Source organism: Sorangium sp. So ce1504, assembly GCF_051521635.1.
GTDB classification, from domain to species: Bacteria; Myxococcota_A; Polyangia; order Polyangiales; family Polyangiaceae; genus Sorangium; species Sorangium cellulosum_B.
This window is the reverse complement of record NZ_CP150365.1, coordinates 1188806-1208505: the sequence shown is the minus strand read 5'-3', so window position 1 is coordinate 1208505 and position 19700 is coordinate 1188806. Positions and strand designations below refer to the sequence as shown.

At 74.0% G+C, this 19700-nt stretch carries 5 protein-coding genes; 3 read left to right on the top strand and 2 right to left on the bottom strand.

Annotated features, from left to right (window positions below):
• Positions 1-14: 14 nt before the first annotated feature.
• From WMF39_RS04515 to WMF39_RS04505, 3 genes are all read left to right on the top strand, one after another.
• A complete protein-coding gene (locus tag WMF39_RS04515; RefSeq protein ID WP_437744318.1) occupies positions 15-962 on the top strand; it encodes a hypothetical protein in 948 nt (315 codons plus the stop codon).
• Positions 963-988: 26 nt separating this feature from the next.
• Positions 989-2011, top strand: a complete 1023-nt coding sequence (locus WMF39_RS04510; RefSeq protein WP_437744317.1) for a PEGA domain-containing protein — start codon at positions 989-991, stop codon at positions 2009-2011.
• Between the two features lie 173 nt (positions 2012-2184).
• Complete coding sequence (locus WMF39_RS04505; RefSeq protein WP_437744316.1) at positions 2185-3618, top strand: AAA family ATPase; 1434 nt, start codon at positions 2185-2187, stop codon at positions 3616-3618.
• 471 nt (positions 3619-4089) lie between these two features.
• On the opposite strand, the gene WMF39_RS04500 is transcribed toward WMF39_RS04505, so the two are convergent.
• Positions 4090-11937: a beta-ketoacyl synthase N-terminal-like domain-containing protein gene (locus tag WMF39_RS04500; protein ID WP_437744315.1), complete on the bottom strand. Its 7848-nt coding sequence runs from the start codon at positions 11935-11937 to the stop codon at positions 4090-4092.
• An 11-nt stretch (positions 11938-11948) separates the two neighbouring features.
• A complete protein-coding gene (locus WMF39_RS04495; protein ID WP_437744314.1) occupies positions 11949-19676 on the bottom strand; it encodes an SDR family NAD(P)-dependent oxidoreductase in 7728 nt (2575 codons plus the stop codon).
• Positions 19677-19700: the final 24 nt, after the last annotated feature.

The following is a 19700-nucleotide window of genomic DNA, read 5'->3' as shown; positions in this document are numbered from 1 at the left end:
CGCGAGGAGATTGTATGTCGTGGGTCACCCGGCCAGTGCTCGCCGCGCTCTCCGTAGCCACCGCGGCGGCGCTCTCCCCCGCGTGCGACGGCGATTCCCCATCCGGAGATCCGGGAGCGGCGGCGAGCACGGGATCGGGCGCCGGCGGCGGCAACGGCGGTGATGCCACGTACGGCGCGAGCGCGTGCGGTACGTGCGTGGAGCAGACAGCGTGCTTGTCCCAGGTGAACGCGTGCGCGGCCGACCCGGGCTGCGCCGCCTACCTCGACTGCCTCGACGCTTGTCCGCTGGGCCCGAGCGGAGACGCGGACATCGCGTGCGAGCAGGCGTGCCCGCCCGTCACCGGCTCTCTTGGCCAGAGCGCGAAGCAGGCCTTCATCGACTGTCGCCTCGCCGGCCCGGGCGCGGAGTGCGCCGGTTGCGGTCAGATCCCCGCCCCGACAGACCCGGATTTCAACCAGACGTGCTCGCCGTCGACGGATCCGAACACCTGCTACAAGTGCGAGGACGAGCGCTGCTGCGAGACCTACCAGGCTTGCAGAGACGACCAGGATTGCCAGGACCTGGTCACGTGCGTCAAGGCGTGCGCCGAGGACCCGGATGACGCGGCCTTCTCGCCCTGCGAGAGCGCGTGTTACCAGGCGCACGCCGGCGGCTACGTCGCCTACAGCCACCGGATGGCGTGTATGCAGTACTTCTGCTTCGACGACGACGCTTGCGGCAACGAGCCGCTGGACCCCTGCGTCAAGTGCCAGAACCTGCACTGCGCCGATGAGATGGCGGCTTGCCAGCATGAGATCGAGTGTGCGTTGCTGGACAACTGCAAGGTCCCGTGCGACGTCGGGGACCAGGCCTGTCTCATGGGGTGTGACGCGATGTTCCCGGACGCGGTGGCGACCCACGAGGCCGGGCTCGATTGCGCGCTCGCCCACTGCGAGATCGCTTGCGGCGGGACGGACTGAGGGGGCGGCCAGGGACGAGGGGTACGATGCGGACACGATGGATCCTGGGTGGCCTGGTCATGGCGGCGGTCGATCTCTCGACGGCCGGGCGCGCGCGCGCCGAGGCGCCGGCCCCGGCGGAGGCGCCGGCGGTCGATGAGCGCACCGCGCGCGGCAGGGCGGCGTTCCTGCTCGGCGTGCAGCGATCGAAGGACGCGCAGTGGGGCGAGGCGCTCGCCGCCTTCGAGGAGGCGGCGGCGGCGCGGGACGCGCCCATCGTCCAGTACAACATCGGCTTCTGCGAGCGCGCCCTGGGCCGCTACGTCGCCGCGCGCCGCACCTTCCGCCGCGTGCTCGCGGGCACCGAGGGCCTGGCGCCCGCGCAGCTCGACGACGCGAGGGCGTTCGTCGCCGAGCTGGATCAGCTCGTGGTCCGGGTGGCGGTCACGCTGGATCCCCCGGGCACCCCGCTGACCGTCGACGGGCGCGCGCTCCGGCTGGCCACCGACGATGGGACCCGGGTCTTCGTGACGCTCCCCGGGTCCGCCGAGCGCGCGGCGGCGCCGGTGGAGAAGAGCTTCACCGTGGAGCTCGACCCCGGGGTCCACCTCTTCCGCGCGGCGCGGCCAGGGCGCCAGGATGCGTTCGTCCAGAAGACCTACCGGCCGGGGGAGAAGGCCACGCTCGATCTGCACCTGGACATCCTCCCCGCGCGCGTGGCCATGCGCGCGGAGCCGGCGCAGGCGCTCGTGCGTGTGGACGGCCGCGAGGCCGGGCTCGCGCCCATCGACCTCGAGCGGCCGCCGGGGAAGTACAGGATCGAGGTGGTGCGGGACGGGTTCGAGACGTACGCGGCGACGCTCGATCTGCACGCGGGGCAGCGGGCGGATCTGACGGCCAAGCTGATCCCGGTGCGGCCGTCGCTGTGGACGCGGTGGTGGTTCTGGACGGGCGCGGCGGCCGTGGTGACGGGAGGCGTGGTGCTGACGTACGCGCTGACGCGGCCGGAGCCGGACTACAACGGGGGGAGCCTGAACTGGGTCGCGGAGCCGGCGGCGATCAGGTGGTGAGGAGTGTCAGGCGCGCGCGGCGCGGCGGGGCCAAGAGGGACGCCACGCTGCGCGCGCGGCGAGCGTCGGTGCGCTCGCTGGGCGGCGCGCCGACGAGCGTCCAGGCTGCGCGGGACGGGGCATCGGGCAGCCCGGCAAGCCGCACGGAAGCGCGGACATGGTAGGGTCGAGGCATGATCACGCGGTTCGAGATCGACGGCTTCAAGTCGCTGCGAGATTTCGCGGTCGATCTGGAGCCGCTGACGGTGTTCGTCGGGCCGAACGGGGCGGGAAAGTCGAACCTGCTGGAGGCGATCGGGCTGCTGGGGCGGCTCGCATCCATGTCGATCGAAGAGGCGTTCAAGCTCGGACGGGGGCGGGTCGTCGATCAGTTCAGCCGCTCGGGGGGAGAGGCGGGGAAGACGATTTGCTTCGCAGCCGAGGTGTTGCTGCGAGACGCGATTGAGGCATTCGATGACAGCGCGCCACCGCTGCCCAGCCGGTATAGATACGAGCTCGTCATCGAGCGTAGGATACGTCCATCAGGCGTCGAGGAGATCGCGGTCGCCGACGAACAGCTGCGCGTGCTCTCCGGCAGCGAAGATTCAGCGAGACCAAAGACCATCTTTCGACAGAACGGGCAAGATCAACGAGAGCGACTTCTGTCCATCGCGCCTAATCTAGAAGGTGGAGAGGCGAACACCATCAGGTGTCCGCACACGCACTCAGCGCTCGGCTCGAGGTTCGCGGGAGCCGAACGTTATCTCCTCCAATTCAAACTCGATGAGAATACGCGCGCGCGGCTGGCTGCACTGAAAGAGTCCATCGGCGCACAGCCCACCGACATTGGCCTGATCAAAGCGCTACTGGAGACAGAGACTCAGAAAACAGGAATCGACATATCGAAGACGGAAGAAAAGGGATGGAACGCCGTCATCGATGCCATCGCCGACGAGCTCTCCCATTTCCGGCTCCTTCAGCTCGACGCCGCGCGCCTGCGGGAGCCGAGCGAGCGCATCGCGTCGGACGTGCTCGCGCCGGACGCCTCGAACCTGCCCACCATCCTGGCAGATCTACCCGGGCCCATCCTCGGTGAGATTCGCGCCGATCTCGTTTCTCTCATCCCGGGGCTCGCCGGCTTCGACGTCGTGCCCAACGAGGACAGCTTCCGCATCGAGTTCAAGCTGTCCGGCGGCGAGCGCATCCCCGCTCGCCTCGCTTCCGACGGAACGCTGCGCGCCCTGGCGTTGCTCACAGCGCTCCACGTCGATCCCCGTCCAACCATGATCGGCATCGAGGAGCCGGAGAACGGGATTTACCCGGGACGTCTGCGCACGCTGCTCTCGCTGCTTCGTGAGATAGCGACTTCAGGAGACGAAGCTTCCAGGGGTCCGGTTCAACCCGCCACGCAGCTGCTCCTCACCAGCCACTCGCCTGTCGTCCTCGCCGCGTTCCGGGACAGCCCCGAGCATCTGCGCTTCCTCGATCTCGTGCGACGCGACGGCCGACTCGCGACCCGCGCACGTGCGGTGGGTGAGCTGAAGGCACCGGGCGACGGCGCGCACGTCGTGTCGCTGCGCGAGGTTGACGCGCTCCTCCAGTCCGCGACCAGCGAGGCCGCCGAATGACCGGAAGGCGGCTCTATCTCCGCGCAGGACTCTACGCGGAAGGCCCGAGTGACTACGACTTCCTCTTGCCGCTCCTCGATCGCTTGCTGCCAGCGCTCGCGGCGCCGCTGTTCCCAGGGACGAACGAGGTCGAAGCGAGCCTCGGGATCGATGCGCCACCCCCGGCGCAAGGCGAGCGCGCCGAGCGGATCGCAGCTGCCATCGCCGACCGCTGGGCGGAGTGCACGCTGTTCGCCCGAGCGCCTCTACCGGTTGTTCGACGAAGAAGTCAGCCTGGAGGCGCTGCGAAGGCTGCCAGCGTTCCAGCTCTTCGAAGCGGAGCTCGCTGGAGCGATCCGCGCCGTGGCGCGCTCACAGGGTTGGTCGGGCTGACCCGACCCCAGGGACACGAACCCGTCAGATCTCGCTCTCCCGAGCGCAGCGCGGCATTCGACGAAATGCAGGTGTGGGTACGGGCAGAGACGGCTCGGCTCACCCCCCGAGCCGCCTCCCGAGGAGCCGCGCGGCGAGCTTCCGCAGCCAGTCCGCCCGCCGCGCGTCGGGCGCGACGAGCCGCCCCGTGCGCGCGGCCTCCAGGATCGCCGCCGTCTCCGGCGTCGGGTCGGCGCACGCCTGCAGCACCCGGAAGACCGTCGCGTCCTCGTGCGCGACGCCCGCCTCCTCGACCCAGGCGTCCACCGACGCCGCGAACGCAGGATCCCCGGGGAACGGCTGCTCCTCCGCGTTGCTCGAACCGAGCCCGTTGATGCCGCTGATCACGAGGTCCTTGCGATCCTTGTAGGTCAGCCCCGCGAGCTCCTCGGGCAGCAGCGGGCGGCCGATCCAGATGTCCTGCACGCCCATGCCGAGCGGGAACTCGAGCCGCCGATCGAGCGGCTCCGGCGGCAGCGCGCCGGAGAAGCGCACCGGCACCACCGGGACGCCCACCGCGAGCGCCATGTCGATGAACGAGCCGCTCATCTTGCGCACCGGCGTGCGGCACTCGAGCGACCGCGTGCCCTCGACGTGCACCATCACGCCCTTGCCGGCCCCCTGCATCTCGGCCCCGAGCTCCGCGATGATGCTCCCGAGCGACGCCTTGTCCTCGCGATCGAAGTACGTGATCACCTTCGGATCGCGCGCGCCTGGGTACGCGAAGCAGTGCGCGAGCATCGTGCCGAGCCACGTCGTCCGGTGCTCGGCCTTGGCCAGCGTGACCGTCGAGACCTCCGTCAGGCCGGACACGGCGATGCCGAACAGCAGCGACTCCACGCCGACCTGGTGGTTGCCGAGGTAGAGCAGGCTCCGGCCCTTCACGGCGCGGAACGCCTCGGGATCGACGACGTGCACCCGGCGGATGAACCGCTCGATGAGGCCGAAGTACAGGTCCTCCGCCGGCCACCGGCCGATGCCCATGGCCGCGCCCCAGTAGCGGCGGACAGGCTCGATGTCGATCACGGGCGGGCCCGCGTCGCGGACCACGACCTCGGAGCCCTCGCGCGCCACGGTGAACGGCCAGCGCGTGAGCGGCTGCGCCGAGGAGACACCGGCGAGGGACACGGTCGACGGGTGCACGCCCGCGCGCCGCGCGACGTGATCCTTCACCGCCGCCGCCTCGACGAGGTCGCCCGACGCGGCGTAGAGCCGCGCCACGGTGCCGGGCATCCAGTCCATCGTGCGCACGTCGGCGGGGCTGCAGCGCGCCTCGCCCGACGCCGCGTCGACGCGCGAGACAGCGAGGTCGACCGGCGCGCGATCGCGCAGGAACGCCCGGCGGATCCCGGGAGGCGCGCCGCCGATCGGCCCCTGCGGGAGCAGCACCTCGACCAGCCGGAGCTCCAGCCAGACGCGCTCTCCCGCCGCGGCCCCGGCCTCTGCGATGGCCTGCACCCGGAACGAGACGAAGCGATCGTCACGGCCCTCGTAACGCACCTCCACGCGCACCGGCGACCCGGGCGCCGGCCCGTACAGGCGGAGCGACGGGATGCGCGACGGGAACGCGATCTGGGCGGGCGGGCACTCCGGATCCCACAGCGACAGCCGGTCGTGCGGGATGGTGTGGGTCAGCGCGTCGAGCATGCCCTGGTGCAGCGTGCCGGGAGGCACCGAGCCCCTCGCAGGGTCCAGCACCGCCGATGACCCGCGCGCGCCGAGGCGGAGCGCGGTCAGGTACTGGAACGCAGGGCCGTGGAACAGCGTCCCCGCGGCGTACGGATCGTCCGCCTCCGGCGCGTCGAGCGCCGGCTCCGGCGCCGGGGCGGGCGGGTAGTCACGGGCCACCCGCACGCGGCCGGTGCACACGGGCTCGAACCGCGAGAGCGCCGGGTTCGATGCCTCGCGCCACGCGAGCAGCCGGACGTCGAGGACGTCGCCCGATCCGGTCGCCTCGGCCTTGACGCGCACCGGCCCCGGCACGGGCAGCCAGCGCTGCACCACCACGTCCTCCACGGCCACGACCACGCTCCCCGGGCGCGCCCGCAACGCGGCGCCGGCCAGCCGGTCGACCATGCTCATCCCGGGGAGCGCCGGGACCGTCCACGTGGGGCGGTGGTCCGCGACCCACCCGTCCGGGTCCAGCACCTCCTCGACGTCGTCGAGCGCCGGCGCCGGCGCGGCCTTCGCCGCGGGCTGCTCCTGCGGGCGCAGGCGCGGGCTCCCGCCCACGGCGCCCGGGAGCGAGGCGAGGCTGCGCGCGCTCGCGCGCGGGTCGAAGCCGACGTCGCGCCGCGCCCGGGGCGAGGCGCCGTCGACGATCCGCACGCCGAGCGTCGCGCCGTAGATGCGCAGGCCGTCCACCCAGAGGTAGGACTCGGCGATGACGTAGGGCCCGCGATCGTCGCGGCCGATCTCGAGGATGTCGGTGTCGACAGTCACCCGCCGGCTGGCCGGCAGCACCTGGCCCCGGTACCGCCAGGAGTGCTCGTGCCCCGTCATCACGGGCTCGAACCGCGGGTCGCGGAGGCCCGCGTGGAGGTCCTGGTGCAGCATCCAGAACTGGATCGTCTGCAGCATCGCCTCGATGCCGAGCGAGCCTGGCTGCACGGGATCGCCCAGGAAATGAGCCTTGAAGAACCACTCCGACGCGTGCACGTCCCGCCGCGCGCGGAGCCGGCCGAGCCCCTTCCGGCCGCCGGCCTGCCACAGGCCGTCGATCCGGTCGATCATCAGCAGCGACGGCCGCGCGAGCCCGAGCTTGCCGCCGCAGTACCGCGCGGGGCGCTCGCGGAGATCGACCTCGAAATCGGACGGCTCATCGAGCGCGGCGACCTCCTCGGGCCTCGGCGGGATCCCGATCTGCGTCGCGAGCGCGGCCTTCGGGAAGAAGCCGAACACCGTGTCGAGGTCGTACACGCGGGCGCCGCCGAGGCTGCACTCGACCCGGAACGAGAGGATGATCATGCCGCCCGATCGGGACATGTTCGTGAGCCGCGATCGGGTGCGCAGCGCGCCGCCGGCCAGCGCCGGCAGGACCTCGGCGTGCAGCGTGCCCTTGCCGTCGAGGTTGCGGAAGTACAGCGCGCCGTCGGTCGAGAGCGCGCAGCCGGCGTAGCTCGCGAGCCAGCCGCACGTCTGGAGCGCGGCCTCGAGCACCACCGCGAACGGCATCGTGAGGCTCGCGTTCTCGTCGAAGTACCACGCGTCCTCCGGGACGTCGTACTCGACCTCGACCTCGGCGCCGGCCTTCATCGCCGCCATGGGGCGCGAGACCGAGAGGACCCGGCTCATGAAGTGGTACGGCGGCCCCGGGAGCCGGGCGACGTGCTGCCCCCCGTCGAACCTGCGGTAGAGCGGGCCGAACGCGTCCGACGGCCTGCCCCAGGCGCACGAGAGCAGGCTCCGGTAATCGAGCGGGAAGCCGCCGGCGTCCGCGTGTCCCGCCGAGAGGGCGCCGTCCGGCGGCGGCGCGCCCGTCTCGGACCAGGGGACGCGCGCGACCGGCACCGGCTCGACGTGGCCGTCGAGCAGCTCGGGGGCGCTCGTCAGCGGCCAGTCGGGGCTGAGGCGCAGGCCCACGCGGCGGGCGTGGAACGCCTTGAGGCCGTCGACCGTGCACAGGAAGTCGGCGAACACCGTCGGACACGGGCCGTCGTGGACCTCCTCGACGAACACCTCGTACGTGAGCACGCGGCTCGTCGGGACCACCTGGCCGCGGCAGCGGAGCAGGTACGGGATCTCCGGCACGGGCTCGAAGCGGAAGCCGTCCGCGTCCACCGTGAAGCCCATGGCCGCCATGTAGAATGCGAGCGCCTGCAGGCAGCCCTCGAACATGAGCGTCCCCGGCATGCAGGGGTCGTCCTTGAAGTGGCCCTCGAAGTACCAGCCGTCCTTCGTGATCGGCAGCGTGGCCCGGAGATAGCCGCGCTTCCACGGGCCGCCCGCCGGGTCGAACACGTCGACGCGATCGAAGAACAGCATGGGCGGGGCGCTGATCCGCGGCGTCCTGACGTGGGTGCTCAGACGATCGAAGCCGGGGCCGAACGCCGCCGCGCCGTCGCCGGCCGCGAACGCGAGGAGGTCGGCCCGGTCGAACGCGGACTTCCCGCACGCGATCCGGGGCGGATCGAGGCGGGCGGTCGTCGCGTGCTCGGCGGTGTCCGCGTCCCAGAGGACGCCGCCGGAGCTCGCGAGCTCCTCGTCGGTGAAGAAGCCGGCCTGGCCCTTGCGCGTCTTCAGGCGCAGCTCGCCGCCGATCCGGCAGTCGTAGTGGAAGAAGAACAGTCGGACGTCGCCGTGCTTCGCGTGCCCGTCGACGTGGATGTCGTAGACGAGCGTGTCGCCCGGGCGCGGCAGGCCGCCGTAGAAGGTGAGCTCGCAGCCGAGCAGGCGGTAGACGCGCTCGCCCTTGTTCTCGAAGTCCGCGCCGAGCCAGCTGATGAGCAGCAGGTCGGCCTGGCCGCTCTCGATCATGACGCCGGCCGGCATCGCGCCGTCGTGCAGGTACCAGGAATCCCACCGCACGTCGGTCTCGGTCCACATCGTGCCGAGCTTCATCGAGCCGGGCTCGGCGTCGATCCCGGTGACCCGATCGGCGAGCAGGAGCGGCGGCATGGGCATGCGCACCTGGCGGCGATAGGCGTCCTGCCGGGCGAAGAGCGGGCCGAACACGTCGGAGATCCGGCCCGAGGCGAGGTGCTCGAGCTGCTCGCGGCTGAACCGGGGGCCGCGGGGCGCAACGGCAGGCGCCGCGGAGAGCACCGGCTGGGCGGAGGGACGCGGCGCAGGCGGCGGCGCGGCGGAGGGGCGCGGCGCCTCGACGACGCGCGGCTCGAACGAGCGCGGCGCCTCGGCGCGGGCGGGCTGCGGTGGCTCGGCGCGGACCGGACGCGGCGCGTCGATCGGCTGCGGCGCAGCGGCAGGGCGCGGCGCCTCGATGCGCGCGAGAGGCGGCGCATCGATCGGCCGCGACGCAGCGGCGGGGCGCGGCGCCTCGACCGGGCGCGAGGCCTCGGTACGGACCGGCGCGGCGTGAGGCACCTGCGCCAAGGAGGCCTCGACCACCACCGCGGCCGCGCCCGACGACGCCAGCACGAGCGAGTCCAGCGCGCGCTGCCGCATCTGAAGGAACCGGCGGTGGACCTGGGCCTGCTGCTCCGCCCACTCCTTGTGGATCTGCGCCAGCTGCACGGTGAACGCCGCGGCGCCGGCGATCACGTCGCCCGGGATGTCCACGGCAGCGACCGCGACGACGGCCGGTCCGACCGGCGGCGGCTCCTCTGCGAGGCTCGCGGCGACGGCCGTGACGACCGCCGGCCCGACCGGCGGCGGCTCGTCCCAGGACGGCGCCCGATCCGCGTCGGCGGCAGAGAACCCCGTGGGGCCGGGGTACAGCGGCGGCAGGTCGTCGAGAGCGGACGGCAGAGGCGGCGCAGGTTCCATGGAGTCTCCGGGGGATGAACAGGAGGCCGCGCCGGGCACGACGATCGCCGGCGGGTGGGCGGGGAGCGTCAGCGTCGGCCCCTCCGCCGATCGCGGCGGCGGGAGCGGCGCGGCGGGGCCGCCGGCCCCGATGCGGACCGACAGCGAGCCGCCGCCGAGGCCGGCGCAGCGGACCTCGGCGATCCGGATCTCGTCGGACCAGGGCGCCCCGTCGGGCTTGCGGCCGTGACGGCAGGCGAGCGCCGCGGCGGCCACGTGCAGCAGGCCCGAGGCCGCGTGCGCGTGGCCGAACCGCGGCGCGAGATCCGTGGACGACAGCACGAGGCCAGGGTCGGCCGGCTCGTCCACGACCACGGCCAGGACCGGGTGCCGCTCCCGGACGGCGTCGTCGAGGCGCTCGAGCACGAGCACCACGGCGGCGTCGCCGGGGGGCAGGCGGACGCCGAGCGCCTCGAGCGCGGCCGCGTGGGCGGGCTCGCACGAGAGATCCACCGCGCCGACGATCGCCGCGTCCACCGTGCCGGCGCGCAGGGCGCGTGACGCGACGCGCAGCGCCCAGGGGCCGGACAGCTCCTCGGCCGCGATCGTGAACGACGGTCCACCGACGTCGAGCTGGCTGTTCAGCCGGTTCGCCGGGATGTTGGGCATGTTCCCGACGACGCCGGCCGCCTGCAGCGCAGGGATGATCGCGTCCTGGAGCGCGCCGACGTCGACCGACGGACCGAGCCGCGCCGGCGCCGTCTCGGCGAGCCGCCATCGCGTCATGTACCGGCACACCTCGGTGTCGGCGCCCATGCCGATCAGCACGGCGGTGCGATCGCGCGGCAGCGCGAGCCCCTCGGTGGCCTCGATCGCCGCCTCGAGCAGCAGCGTCTGCTGGGCGAGCGCCTGCTGCAGATCGCGCGGCGGGAACCGGAGCCGATCCGCGGGCAGCGCGACCGCCGCCCGGCGGGGATCCGCGCCGCGGCCCGAGAGGAGCGGCTCGGCGAAGGCCCGGACGCCGCTGAGCTCACCGACGCACAGGCCCATGGCCACCACGGCCAGGGGGCCTGCCGGCGCGGGATGCGCGGCCGCGACAGCGCGCGAGGCCGCTGCGGCGGGCTGCGGCGCGGCGTGGGCCGCGCGGCCCCTCGGCGAGGACGGCTCGTACGCCTCCACGAGGAGGTGGGCGTTGTTCCCGCCGAACCCGAACGCCGACAGGCCCGCGAGCCGCCGCCCCTCCCACGGCTCGGCGCGCTGCAGCACCCGGAAGGGGCTCGCGGCCGCCGCCTCGCTCAGCGGATCGGCGTGCAGCGTCGGCGGGCGGACGCCGGCGGCCATGGCGCCGAGCAGCTTGAGGAGCCCGGCCGCGCCGGCCGTCGTGACGAGGTGACCGAGGTTCGACTTGAGCGAGCCGAGCGGGACGTCGCGGGAGCCGAACACCTCCTTGAGGGTCGCGATCTCGGTCGCGTCGCCGAGGGGCGTGCCCGTCGCGTGGCACTCGAGCAGCGACACCTCGCGGGGATCGAGGCCCGCCATGGCGTACGCGGCCCGCATCGCGCGCAGCTGGCCCTCGACGGAGGGCGCCAGGAGGCCGCGGCCGCGGCCGTCGTTCGACAGGCCGATCCCGCGGATCACGCCGAGGATCGGCCTGCCCGCGGCCTCCGCGTCCGACAGGCGCTCCAGGACCACGAACGCCGCGCCCTCCGCCGGGACCAGGCCGTCGGCCTCCGACGAGAACGGGCGGCTCTGCCCGGTGCGGCTCATGGCCGACAGCGCGCAGAACCCGATGTGCATGAAGAGGTCGTCCGAGCGGCACACCGCGCCTGCGAGCATCCGGTCGACCTCGCGGTCCTGCAGCCGCTCGCAGGCGAGCGCGATCGCGTACAGCGACGACGCGCACGCGGCGTCGAGCGCGAACGCCCCGGCCCCGAGGCCGAGCACGTCGGCCAGCAGGTGGGCGGGCAGCCCCGACATGAACCGGTTGCGCGGATCGGGGCGCGGGACGCCGGCGAGATCGCCGAGCCACGTCGACTCGACCCACGCCGACATCGCCGACGACGGGAACGAGAGGTTCCCGAGCACCGCGCCCGCGCGGTCGGACCGGCCCTCGTGCCCCGCCTCGCGCAGCGCCTCGCGGCCCGCGTGGAGCACCCACTGGAAGAGCGGGTCGAGCGCGAGCAGGGACTCGGGCGGCCCGCCCCGCCGCGGGAACGGGTCGCTGGCGAGCACGCGGCGGAAGTGCTCGTCGAACCCGGTGACGTAGCCGCCGCGGTCGCTCCACGCGCGGTCCTTCGCGTCGCGCACGTCGCGCGCGCCGCGGGCGACGTGCGCGAGCGCGCGCTCACGCGAGAGGCGCCAGCGGCCGTCGGGCGCGGCGGACAGGAGGTCCCTGCCGGCGAGCACGTTGTCCCAGAGGGCCGCGGGGTGGAGCGCGCCCGGGAGGACGCACCCGCGGCCGACGATCGCGATGGGCTCGAACACGCTGGCCTCGATCACGCCTGGCCGCGCGCCGTGTCGGGGCGCAGGACGTACTGCACGTCGCGCAGCTCCGCGACGAGCGAGCCGCGGTCGTCGACGAACGCGATGTCGGCCTTCGTGCGATCGCGGGCCACGATCTGCCCGCGCACCACGGCGCGCAGCGGGCCGTCGGACGGCCCCTCGGCGAAGGTGTGCAGCGCGCCCACGGACATCGGGAGCGCCGCGCCGCCGAGCACGTGCTGCGTCCACAGCGTCGCGAGCTGCAGCCCGCCGTCGAGCGCCGCCGGATCGGTCTTCCACGGCTGGGCCACCCAGCCGGCCTCGCGGAGGCCCACGACCGTCCCCGCGATCCCGTCGCGGCTCACGCCGTCGAGCTGCCGGATCACCTGGAAGTCGCGGCCGTGGAAGAGCGTGCGGCCGTCGTACAGCTCGCCGCCGGCGGGCCACGGGCCGAGCTCCGGCGCGGCCGGGCCCTTCGGGGCCACGCGCCCTTCGGGCGGCTGCATCTGGATGGTCGCCGCGTAGTGCAGCGCCCCCTGCGGCCCGCGCAGCTCCGCCGCGAGCACCGCGCCTTGGCCGTTGCTCACCTCGCGGCAGTCGACGCGGAACACCTCGCCGCCGGACTCGTAGGCCGCGAGCTTGATCCCGCGCAGGACCCGCACGTCGCGGAGCTCGGTCACGACGAGATCCGGCCGGCACGCGCGCGCGGCGCGGGCGAACCACTCGAGCGCGATCACCACCGGCACCACGGGGACGCCGTTGATGGCGTGATCGCCGAGGTAGGGGTGCGTCGCGCGGTCCGCGCGGACGGCCAGCGCGACCCGGCCGCCGTTGCCCTGGGCCGCGAGCGCCTTCGGCTCCGCGCCGAGCACGAGCTCGACCGCGCCGGGCGGGGCGCCGCCTTGCCCGCGCGCGCCGCGATCGCCGCGATCGCCGCGATCGCCTGACGCGTCGCACAGCTCGTCGAGGAGCATCTTCGCGCCCGCGGCGAGCGGGATGAGCGGCACGCCGAGCTGCGCGAAGTGGGCCTCGAGCGCGGCGTTCACCATGCCGCCTTGCCAGGGGCCCCAGCCGAGCGACTTCACCCGGCAGCCCGGGCGGCGGGCTGCCTCGGCGGCCGCGACCTTGTTCAGGACCTCGTTCGCCATCGCGTAGTCGCACTGCCCCTTGTTGCCGCCGCGCGCGGCGACCGAGCTGAAGAGGACGATCGCCTTGAGCGGGTCGCCCGCGGTCGCGCCGAGCAGGGCCCGGAGGCCGTCGACCTTCGTGCTGAACACGCGCTCGAACTGCTCGACCGTCTTCTCGGCGACGAGCTTGTCGGCGAGCACGCCGGCGCCGTGGACGATCGCCGTGACGGGGCCGAGGGCGCCGCGCACGCCGTCGAGCGCCGCGGCCACCGCCCGCGCGTCGTTCACGTCGACAGGGACGTAGAGGGCCTCGCCGCCGGCGGCGCGGATCGCGTCGAGCGTCGCGCGGACCTCGCGGTTCGCGAGGATCTTCGCGACGCTCCGGCCGATCTCCGCCGGGGTCACCCGCTGGCCCGCGGAGGTCGCCGCCTTGACGAGCGCCGCCTTGAGCGCGGCCTCGCCGTCGGCGCCGCGGCAGGCGGCCGGCTCGTCCTCGAGCGCGGTGCGGCCGAGCAGCGCGAACCGCGCGTGGCTGGCCCTGGCGAGCGCGATCAGCGTCGCCGCGGTGACGCCGCGGGCGCCGCCGCTCGCCACGACCACGTCGGACGGCCCGAGGGGGAGCGGCCCGGGCTGCGCGTCCTGCCGGACGCTGCGCGGGGTGGTGCGCCGGCCGTCCGCGCGCAGGCCGATCTCGAGCTCGACGCCGCCGGACAGGAGCTCCGAGGTGATGGCCTCCGCGAGCTCGCCGTCCGAGCGGCCGGCGCGCTCGAGGTCGATCGCGCGGCAGGACGCCTCGGGCCACTCCAGCGCCGCGGTCTTCACGAGCCCCGTCAGCCCGCCGATCCAGGCTCGGTCCGAGCCGGCGAGGCCGAAGTCGCCGCCGGTGTCCTGGACCGTGACGAAGAGGGCCGGCTTCGCCGCGATCGCCTGGGCTGCGAGGAACGCCTCGCGATGGACGGTGAGCGCCTCGTCGGCCGTGGCCAGCTCGCGCAGGCCGCCGAGGAACACGGCGCCGCGCGCGCCGCGGGGCACGGCGGGGGCGTACTCGGCGGCGATCCCGCGCGCCGCGAGGGCCGCGACGAGCGCGGGGCCGATCGCGTCGTGGCCGGTGACCACGACGGTGCCTGCGTCGAAGAGGCCGGGCATCGTGAGGCCGGCGGCGGGCGCCGGCTCCTCGACGAGCGTCCACCGGCCGAGGGGCGCGGAGGCCGGCTCCTCGGCGGGCGCCGCCGGGGCAGCGCCGGCGGTGACAGCGGCGGGACCGAGGCTCGCGCGGAGGTGGTCGACGACCTGCCCCAGCGTGCGCAGCTGCGCCAGCGCCGACGCGTCGACCTCCGCCAGCCCCGGCGTCCGATCGCGGACCGCCGACAGGATCTCCACCCGCTTGATGCTGTCGATGCCGAGGTCGCTCTCCAGCTCCATCTGCAGCCCCAGCATCTCCGCCGGGTAGCCCGTCGTCTCCGCGACGACCGCCATCACCACCCGCTCCACCTCGGCCGCGCCAGGCGCCGCGCCGGACGCGCCGGCAGGCGCTGCGATAGCAGGCACGGCGGCGGCTGTGGGCGTGACGACTGCCGAGCTTGCGCTGGCGGCCGGCAGCGAGGCGCGGAGGTGGTCGACGACCTGCCCCAGCGTGCGCAGCTGCGCCAGCGCCGAGGCGTCGACCTCCGCCAGCCCCGGCGTCCGGTCGCGGACCGCCGACAGGATCTCCACCCGCTTGATGCTGTCGATGCCGAGATCGCTCTCCAGCTCCATCTGCAGCCCCAGCATCTCCGCCGGGTAGCCCGTCGTCTCCGCGACGACCGCCATCACCACCTGCTCCACCTCGGCCGCGCCAGGCGCAGAGGCGGAAGCGACGGCAGGCGCCGCGACGGCAGACGCCTTCGCGGCGGGCGCGACGGCCGCCGGACTGGCGCTGGCAGCAGGCAGCGAGGCGCGGAGGTGGTCGACGACCTGCCCCAGCGTGCGCAGCTGCGCCAGCGCCGACGCATCGACCTCCGACAGTCCGGGCGTCCGGTCACGGACCGCCGACAGGATCTCCACCCGCTTGATGCTGTCGATGCCGAGATCACTCTCCAGCTCCATCTGAAGCCCGAGCATCTCCGCCGGATAGCCCGTCGTCTCCGCGACGACCGCCATCACCACCTGCTCCACCTCGGCCGCGCCAGGCGCAGAGGCGGAAGCGACGGCAGGCGCCGCGACGGCAGACGCCTTCGCGGCGGGCGCGACGGCCGCCGGACTGGCGCTGGCAGCAGGCAGCGAGGCGCGGAGGTGGTCGACGACCTGCCCCAGCGTGCGCAGCTGCGCCAGCGCCGAAGCGTCGACCTCCGACAGCCCCGGCGTCCGGTCGCGGACCGCCGACAGGATCTCCACCCGCTTGATGCTGTCGATGCCGAGATCGCTCTCCAGCTCCATCTGAAGCCCGAGCATCTCCGCCGGGTAGCCCGTCGTCTCCGCGACGACCGCCATCACCACCCGCTCCACCTCGGACGCGCCAGGCGCCGCGCCGGAAGCGACGGCAGGCGCCGCGATGGCAGACACCTTCGCGGCGGGCGCGACGGCCGCCGGACTGGCGCTGGCGGCCGGCAGCGAGGCGCGGAGGTGGTCGACGACCTGCCCCAGCGTGCGCAGCTGCGCCAGCGCCGAGGCATCGACCTCCGACAGCCCAGGCGTCCTGTCACGGACCGAGGACAGGATCTCCACCCGCTTGATGCTGTCGATGCCGAGATCGCTCTCCAGCTCCATCTGCAGCCCGAGCATGGAGACGGGGTATCCCGTCTTGTCCGCAACCACGTCGAGGACCAACCGCTCGATGTCGACACGCGGCGCAGCGGCGACCGCCGCCTGCGTTGCCACGGCGACCGCAGGCGCGGTGACGGCCGTAGACACTGCCATCGCAGGCGTCGCGGCTGCGGTCTTCGCCGCCGCAACAGGCGCCGAGGCGGCCGCTTTTGCGGTCACGGCAGGCGCTGCAACCGCCACCTTCGCTGTCACGGCAGGCGCCGCCTGCGCCGGCAGCGCGACAGGCGTATGGAGCTCCCCGCCGGCACCGTTCAGGCCGTCCAGGGCCACGTTGCTCCTGCCCTCGCCGGAGCGCGCGGTCGGCGCCCCTGCGGGCCGTAGGGATGCCTCCGAGACAGGCCCCACATGCACCGGAGCGAGGAGAACCGGCGGAGGCCGTACCTCGGACACCGTCGTCGGAGCGACCGGGTACGGAGCGCCGGTCGCCAGCGCAGCAAGCCCTGCGAAGGACGCCTCGGCGGCCTGAAGGAAGGCGATGTGGCTCTCGGCCATCGTGCGCTGGTACACGCTGTGGGCTTCCGCCGTGGCGCGCTGCGCCTCCTGGTACGCGGCCAGCCACGACGCGCTCGCCGCCGGCCGCGATGCGCTCACGACAGGCGCCGGCGCGCTCACCACCGCCTGCGGCGCGCTCACCACCGCCTGCGGCACGCTCACCACCGCCTGCGGCACGCTCACTACGGGCGCCGACGCGCTCACTGCCGAACGCGACGCGCTCACGATAGGCGCCGACGCGCTCGCCACCGCAGGCGCCGGCGCGCTCACCACAGGCGCCGGCGCGCTCACTACCGGCAGCGACGCGCTCACCACAGGCGCCGGCGCGCTCACTGCCGAACGCGATGCGCTCACCGCAGGCGCCGGCGCGCTCACCACCGGCGCCGACGCGCCCACCGCCGCCCGCGGCGCGCTCGCCACAGGCTGCAACGCCGCCCGCGGCGCCTCCGGCGCCGGCTTCTGCGCCGCCCGCGGCGGGCTCGCCGCCGGCAGCGCCTTCGCGCCCCCCTGCGGCGGGTACGGCTTCCCGTAGTTGCTGCCGTTGATCTGCAGCGCCAGCTTCGGCTTCGGCAGCGCCCGCGGATCGCTCGGCGCCGCGAAGCCTTCCCACAGGACCCGCGCGTCCAGCGGCACCCCGGCCACGGCGAGCCGTGCCACCGCCTCGAGCAGGCTCGTCACGCCGTGTTTGCCCTTGCGGTCGAGCGCCACCGCCCGGTGCGGCCGGCCGCTCAGGATGTCGCCGACCAGGTTCGTCAGCACCGAGCCCGGCCCGACCTCGACGAACGTGCGCGCGCCGTCCGCGTACATCCGCTCGATCTCCTCCACGAACCGCACCGGCTCCGCGAGCTGCCGCGCCAGCCGGTCGCGCGCCGCGTCGCCGCCGCCCGCGTACGGCTCGATCTCCGCGTTGCTGTACACGGGCGCCGCCGGCGCCTCGACCGCGATGCCCGCCAGGAACTCGCGGAGCGGCGCGCTCGCCTCCGCCACGAGCGGCGAGTGGAACGCCGCGGCCACGTCGAGGCGCCGCGCCTGGATCCCGACGCCCTTCAGCCGCTCCTCCGCGGCCTCGATCGCCGCGACCGAGCCCGACAGCACCACCTGCTTCGGGCCGTTGTGGTTCGCTATCACCACGCCGCCGAGGCCGAGCGCCCGCACCTCGTCGATCCCCCGCGGGACCGCGATCATCGCGCCCCGCTCCGACGACGCCGCGCCCATCAGCTCGCCGCGCCGCCGCGCCACGCGCAGCAGGTCTGCCGCGGACAGCGCGCCGGCCGCGTGCAGCGCCGTGATCTCGCCGAAGCTGTGGCCCGCGAACGCCTCGGCCCGCACCCCGAGCGCCGCGAGCAGCGCGAGGTGCGCGAGGCTCGTCGCGCCGATCGCCGGCTGCGCCCACCGCGTCTCGCGGAGCCGCGCCTCCTGCGCCGCCCGGTCCTCGTCCGAGAACACCGGCCGCGGGAACACCACCTCGTGCAGCGGCGCGTCCGCGATCGCGACGCCCGCCGCCGCGTCCCAGGCCGCGCGCGCCGGGTCGAACGTCATGAGCGCGTCCGCGCCCATCCCGACGTACTGGCTCCCCTGCCCCGGGAACAGGAACGCCACCCGCCCCGGCGCCTCCCCGCTCGCGCAGTGCACGAGCGGCGCCGAGAGCGCCTGCTCCGGCCTCGCCTCGAGGTGCGCCGCGACCTGCTCGAGCTTCTTCCTGAGATCCGCCTCGTCCGTCGCGCACAGCCCGAGCCGCGCCGGCCTCGACGCGTCGAACGAGAGCACCGACTCCCGCGCCAGGAAGCGCAGGATCTCGGGCACCTCCGCCTCCTTCACCAGCGCCCGCGCGCGATCCGCGAGCGCCGCCGGCGTGTCCGCCGACAGGAGGAACAGCTCCGCCGGCAAGGCCCGCACCCGCCACGCCTTCGGCGCCGGGCCCGTGTACTCCTCCAGCGCCACGTGGAAGTTCGAGCCGCCGAAGCCGAACGAGCTCACCGACGCCCGCCGCGGGTGGTCCCCCGGCCGGATCCACGGCCGCGCCTGGGTGTTGAGATAAAAAGCGGTCTTTTCTATGTCGAGCTTGGGGTTCGGCTTGTCGACCTTGATGGTCGGCGGGAGCACCTTGTGGTGCAGCGCCATGATCGCCTTGAACAGGCCGGCCGCGCCGGCCGCCGCCTTGGTGTGGCCGATCTGCGACTTCACGCTGCCGAGCGCGCACCACTGGCGGTCTTCGCGCCCCGACTCGTCGAACATCGCGCGCAGGCCCTCGAACTCGGCCGCGTCGCCGGCCTTCGTCCCGGTGCCGTGCGCCTCCATCAGCTCCACGGTCTCGGGGCCGTACCCGGCGGCGGCGTACGTCCGGCGGAGCGCCTTCGCCTGCCCTTCCGGCACCGGCGCGTACACGCTCTTGCTCCGCCCGTCCGAGGACGAGCCGATCCCGCGGATCACCGCGTAGACCCGGTCTCCGTCGCGCTCGGCGTCGTCGAGCCGCTTGAGCGCCACCATCGCGATGCCCTCGCCGAGCAGCGTGCCGTCGGCCTTGTCGGAGAACGGCCGGCAATCGCCCGACTTCGACAGCGCGGGCGTCTTGCTGAAGCACATGTACATGAAGGCGTCGTTCATCGTGTCGCAGCCGCCCGCGATCACGAGATCGGACTGGCCGAGCGCCAGCTCGTTGACGGCCATCGACATCGCCGACAGCGACGACGCGCACGCCGCGTCGGTCACGCAGTTCGTCCCGCCCAGGTCGAGCCGGTTCGCGATGCGCCCGGCCACCACGTTCCCGAGCAGGCCCGGAAAGCTCGACTCCTGCCATGGCACGTAGTTGCCCGCGATCTTGTCGCAGGCGCGCTTCACCTCGTCCTCCGGATACCCGAGATCCCGGAGCGCCTTCGCCCACACCGGCCGCTGGATCCGGCTCACCATCGAGGCGAGCAGCTCCTGCGCGGAGGTGACGCCGAGGATCACGCTCATCCGCTCGCGGCTCATCGACTCGAACTGCCCCTGCGCCGCGTCCTCCAGGACCCGCTTCGCCACGATCAGCGCGAGCAGCTGCGTCGTGTCCGTCGCCGGAACGATCGAGGGCGGGACGCCCCACTCGAGCGGATCGAACGGCACATTCTTGAGAAAGGCGCCGCGCTTCGCATACGTCTTGTCCGGGGCGGACGGGTCAGGATCGTAGTAGTCCTCGACCAGCCAGTGGGTGCTCGGGACATCCGTGATAAGGTCTGTCCCGGACAGGATATCGCGCCAGAAGCCGTGCGCGTCGACCGAGCCGGGGAAGATGGCGCTCACGCCGACGACGGCGATGTGCGGGATACGCGAAGACGAAGGGTGCATGAGGACCTCGGCAGGTGGTCAGGC

Excerpts from the sequence above, each read along its gene's own strand:
- WMF39_RS04515 (WP_437744318.1), top strand. The coding sequence starts at position 15 with ATGTCGTGGGTCACCCGGCCAGTGCTCGCCGCGCTCTCCGTAGCCACC.
- WMF39_RS04510 (WP_437744317.1), top strand. The coding sequence starts at position 989 with ATGCGGACACGATGGATCCTGGGTGGCCTGGTCATGGCGGCGGTCGAT.
- WMF39_RS04505 (WP_437744316.1), top strand. The coding sequence starts at position 2,185 with ATGATCACGCGGTTCGAGATCGACGGCTTCAAGTCGCTGCGAGATTTC.
- WMF39_RS04495 (WP_437744314.1), bottom strand. The coding sequence starts at position 19,676 with ATGCACCCTTCGTCTTCGCGTATCCCGCACATCGCCGTCGTCGGCGTG.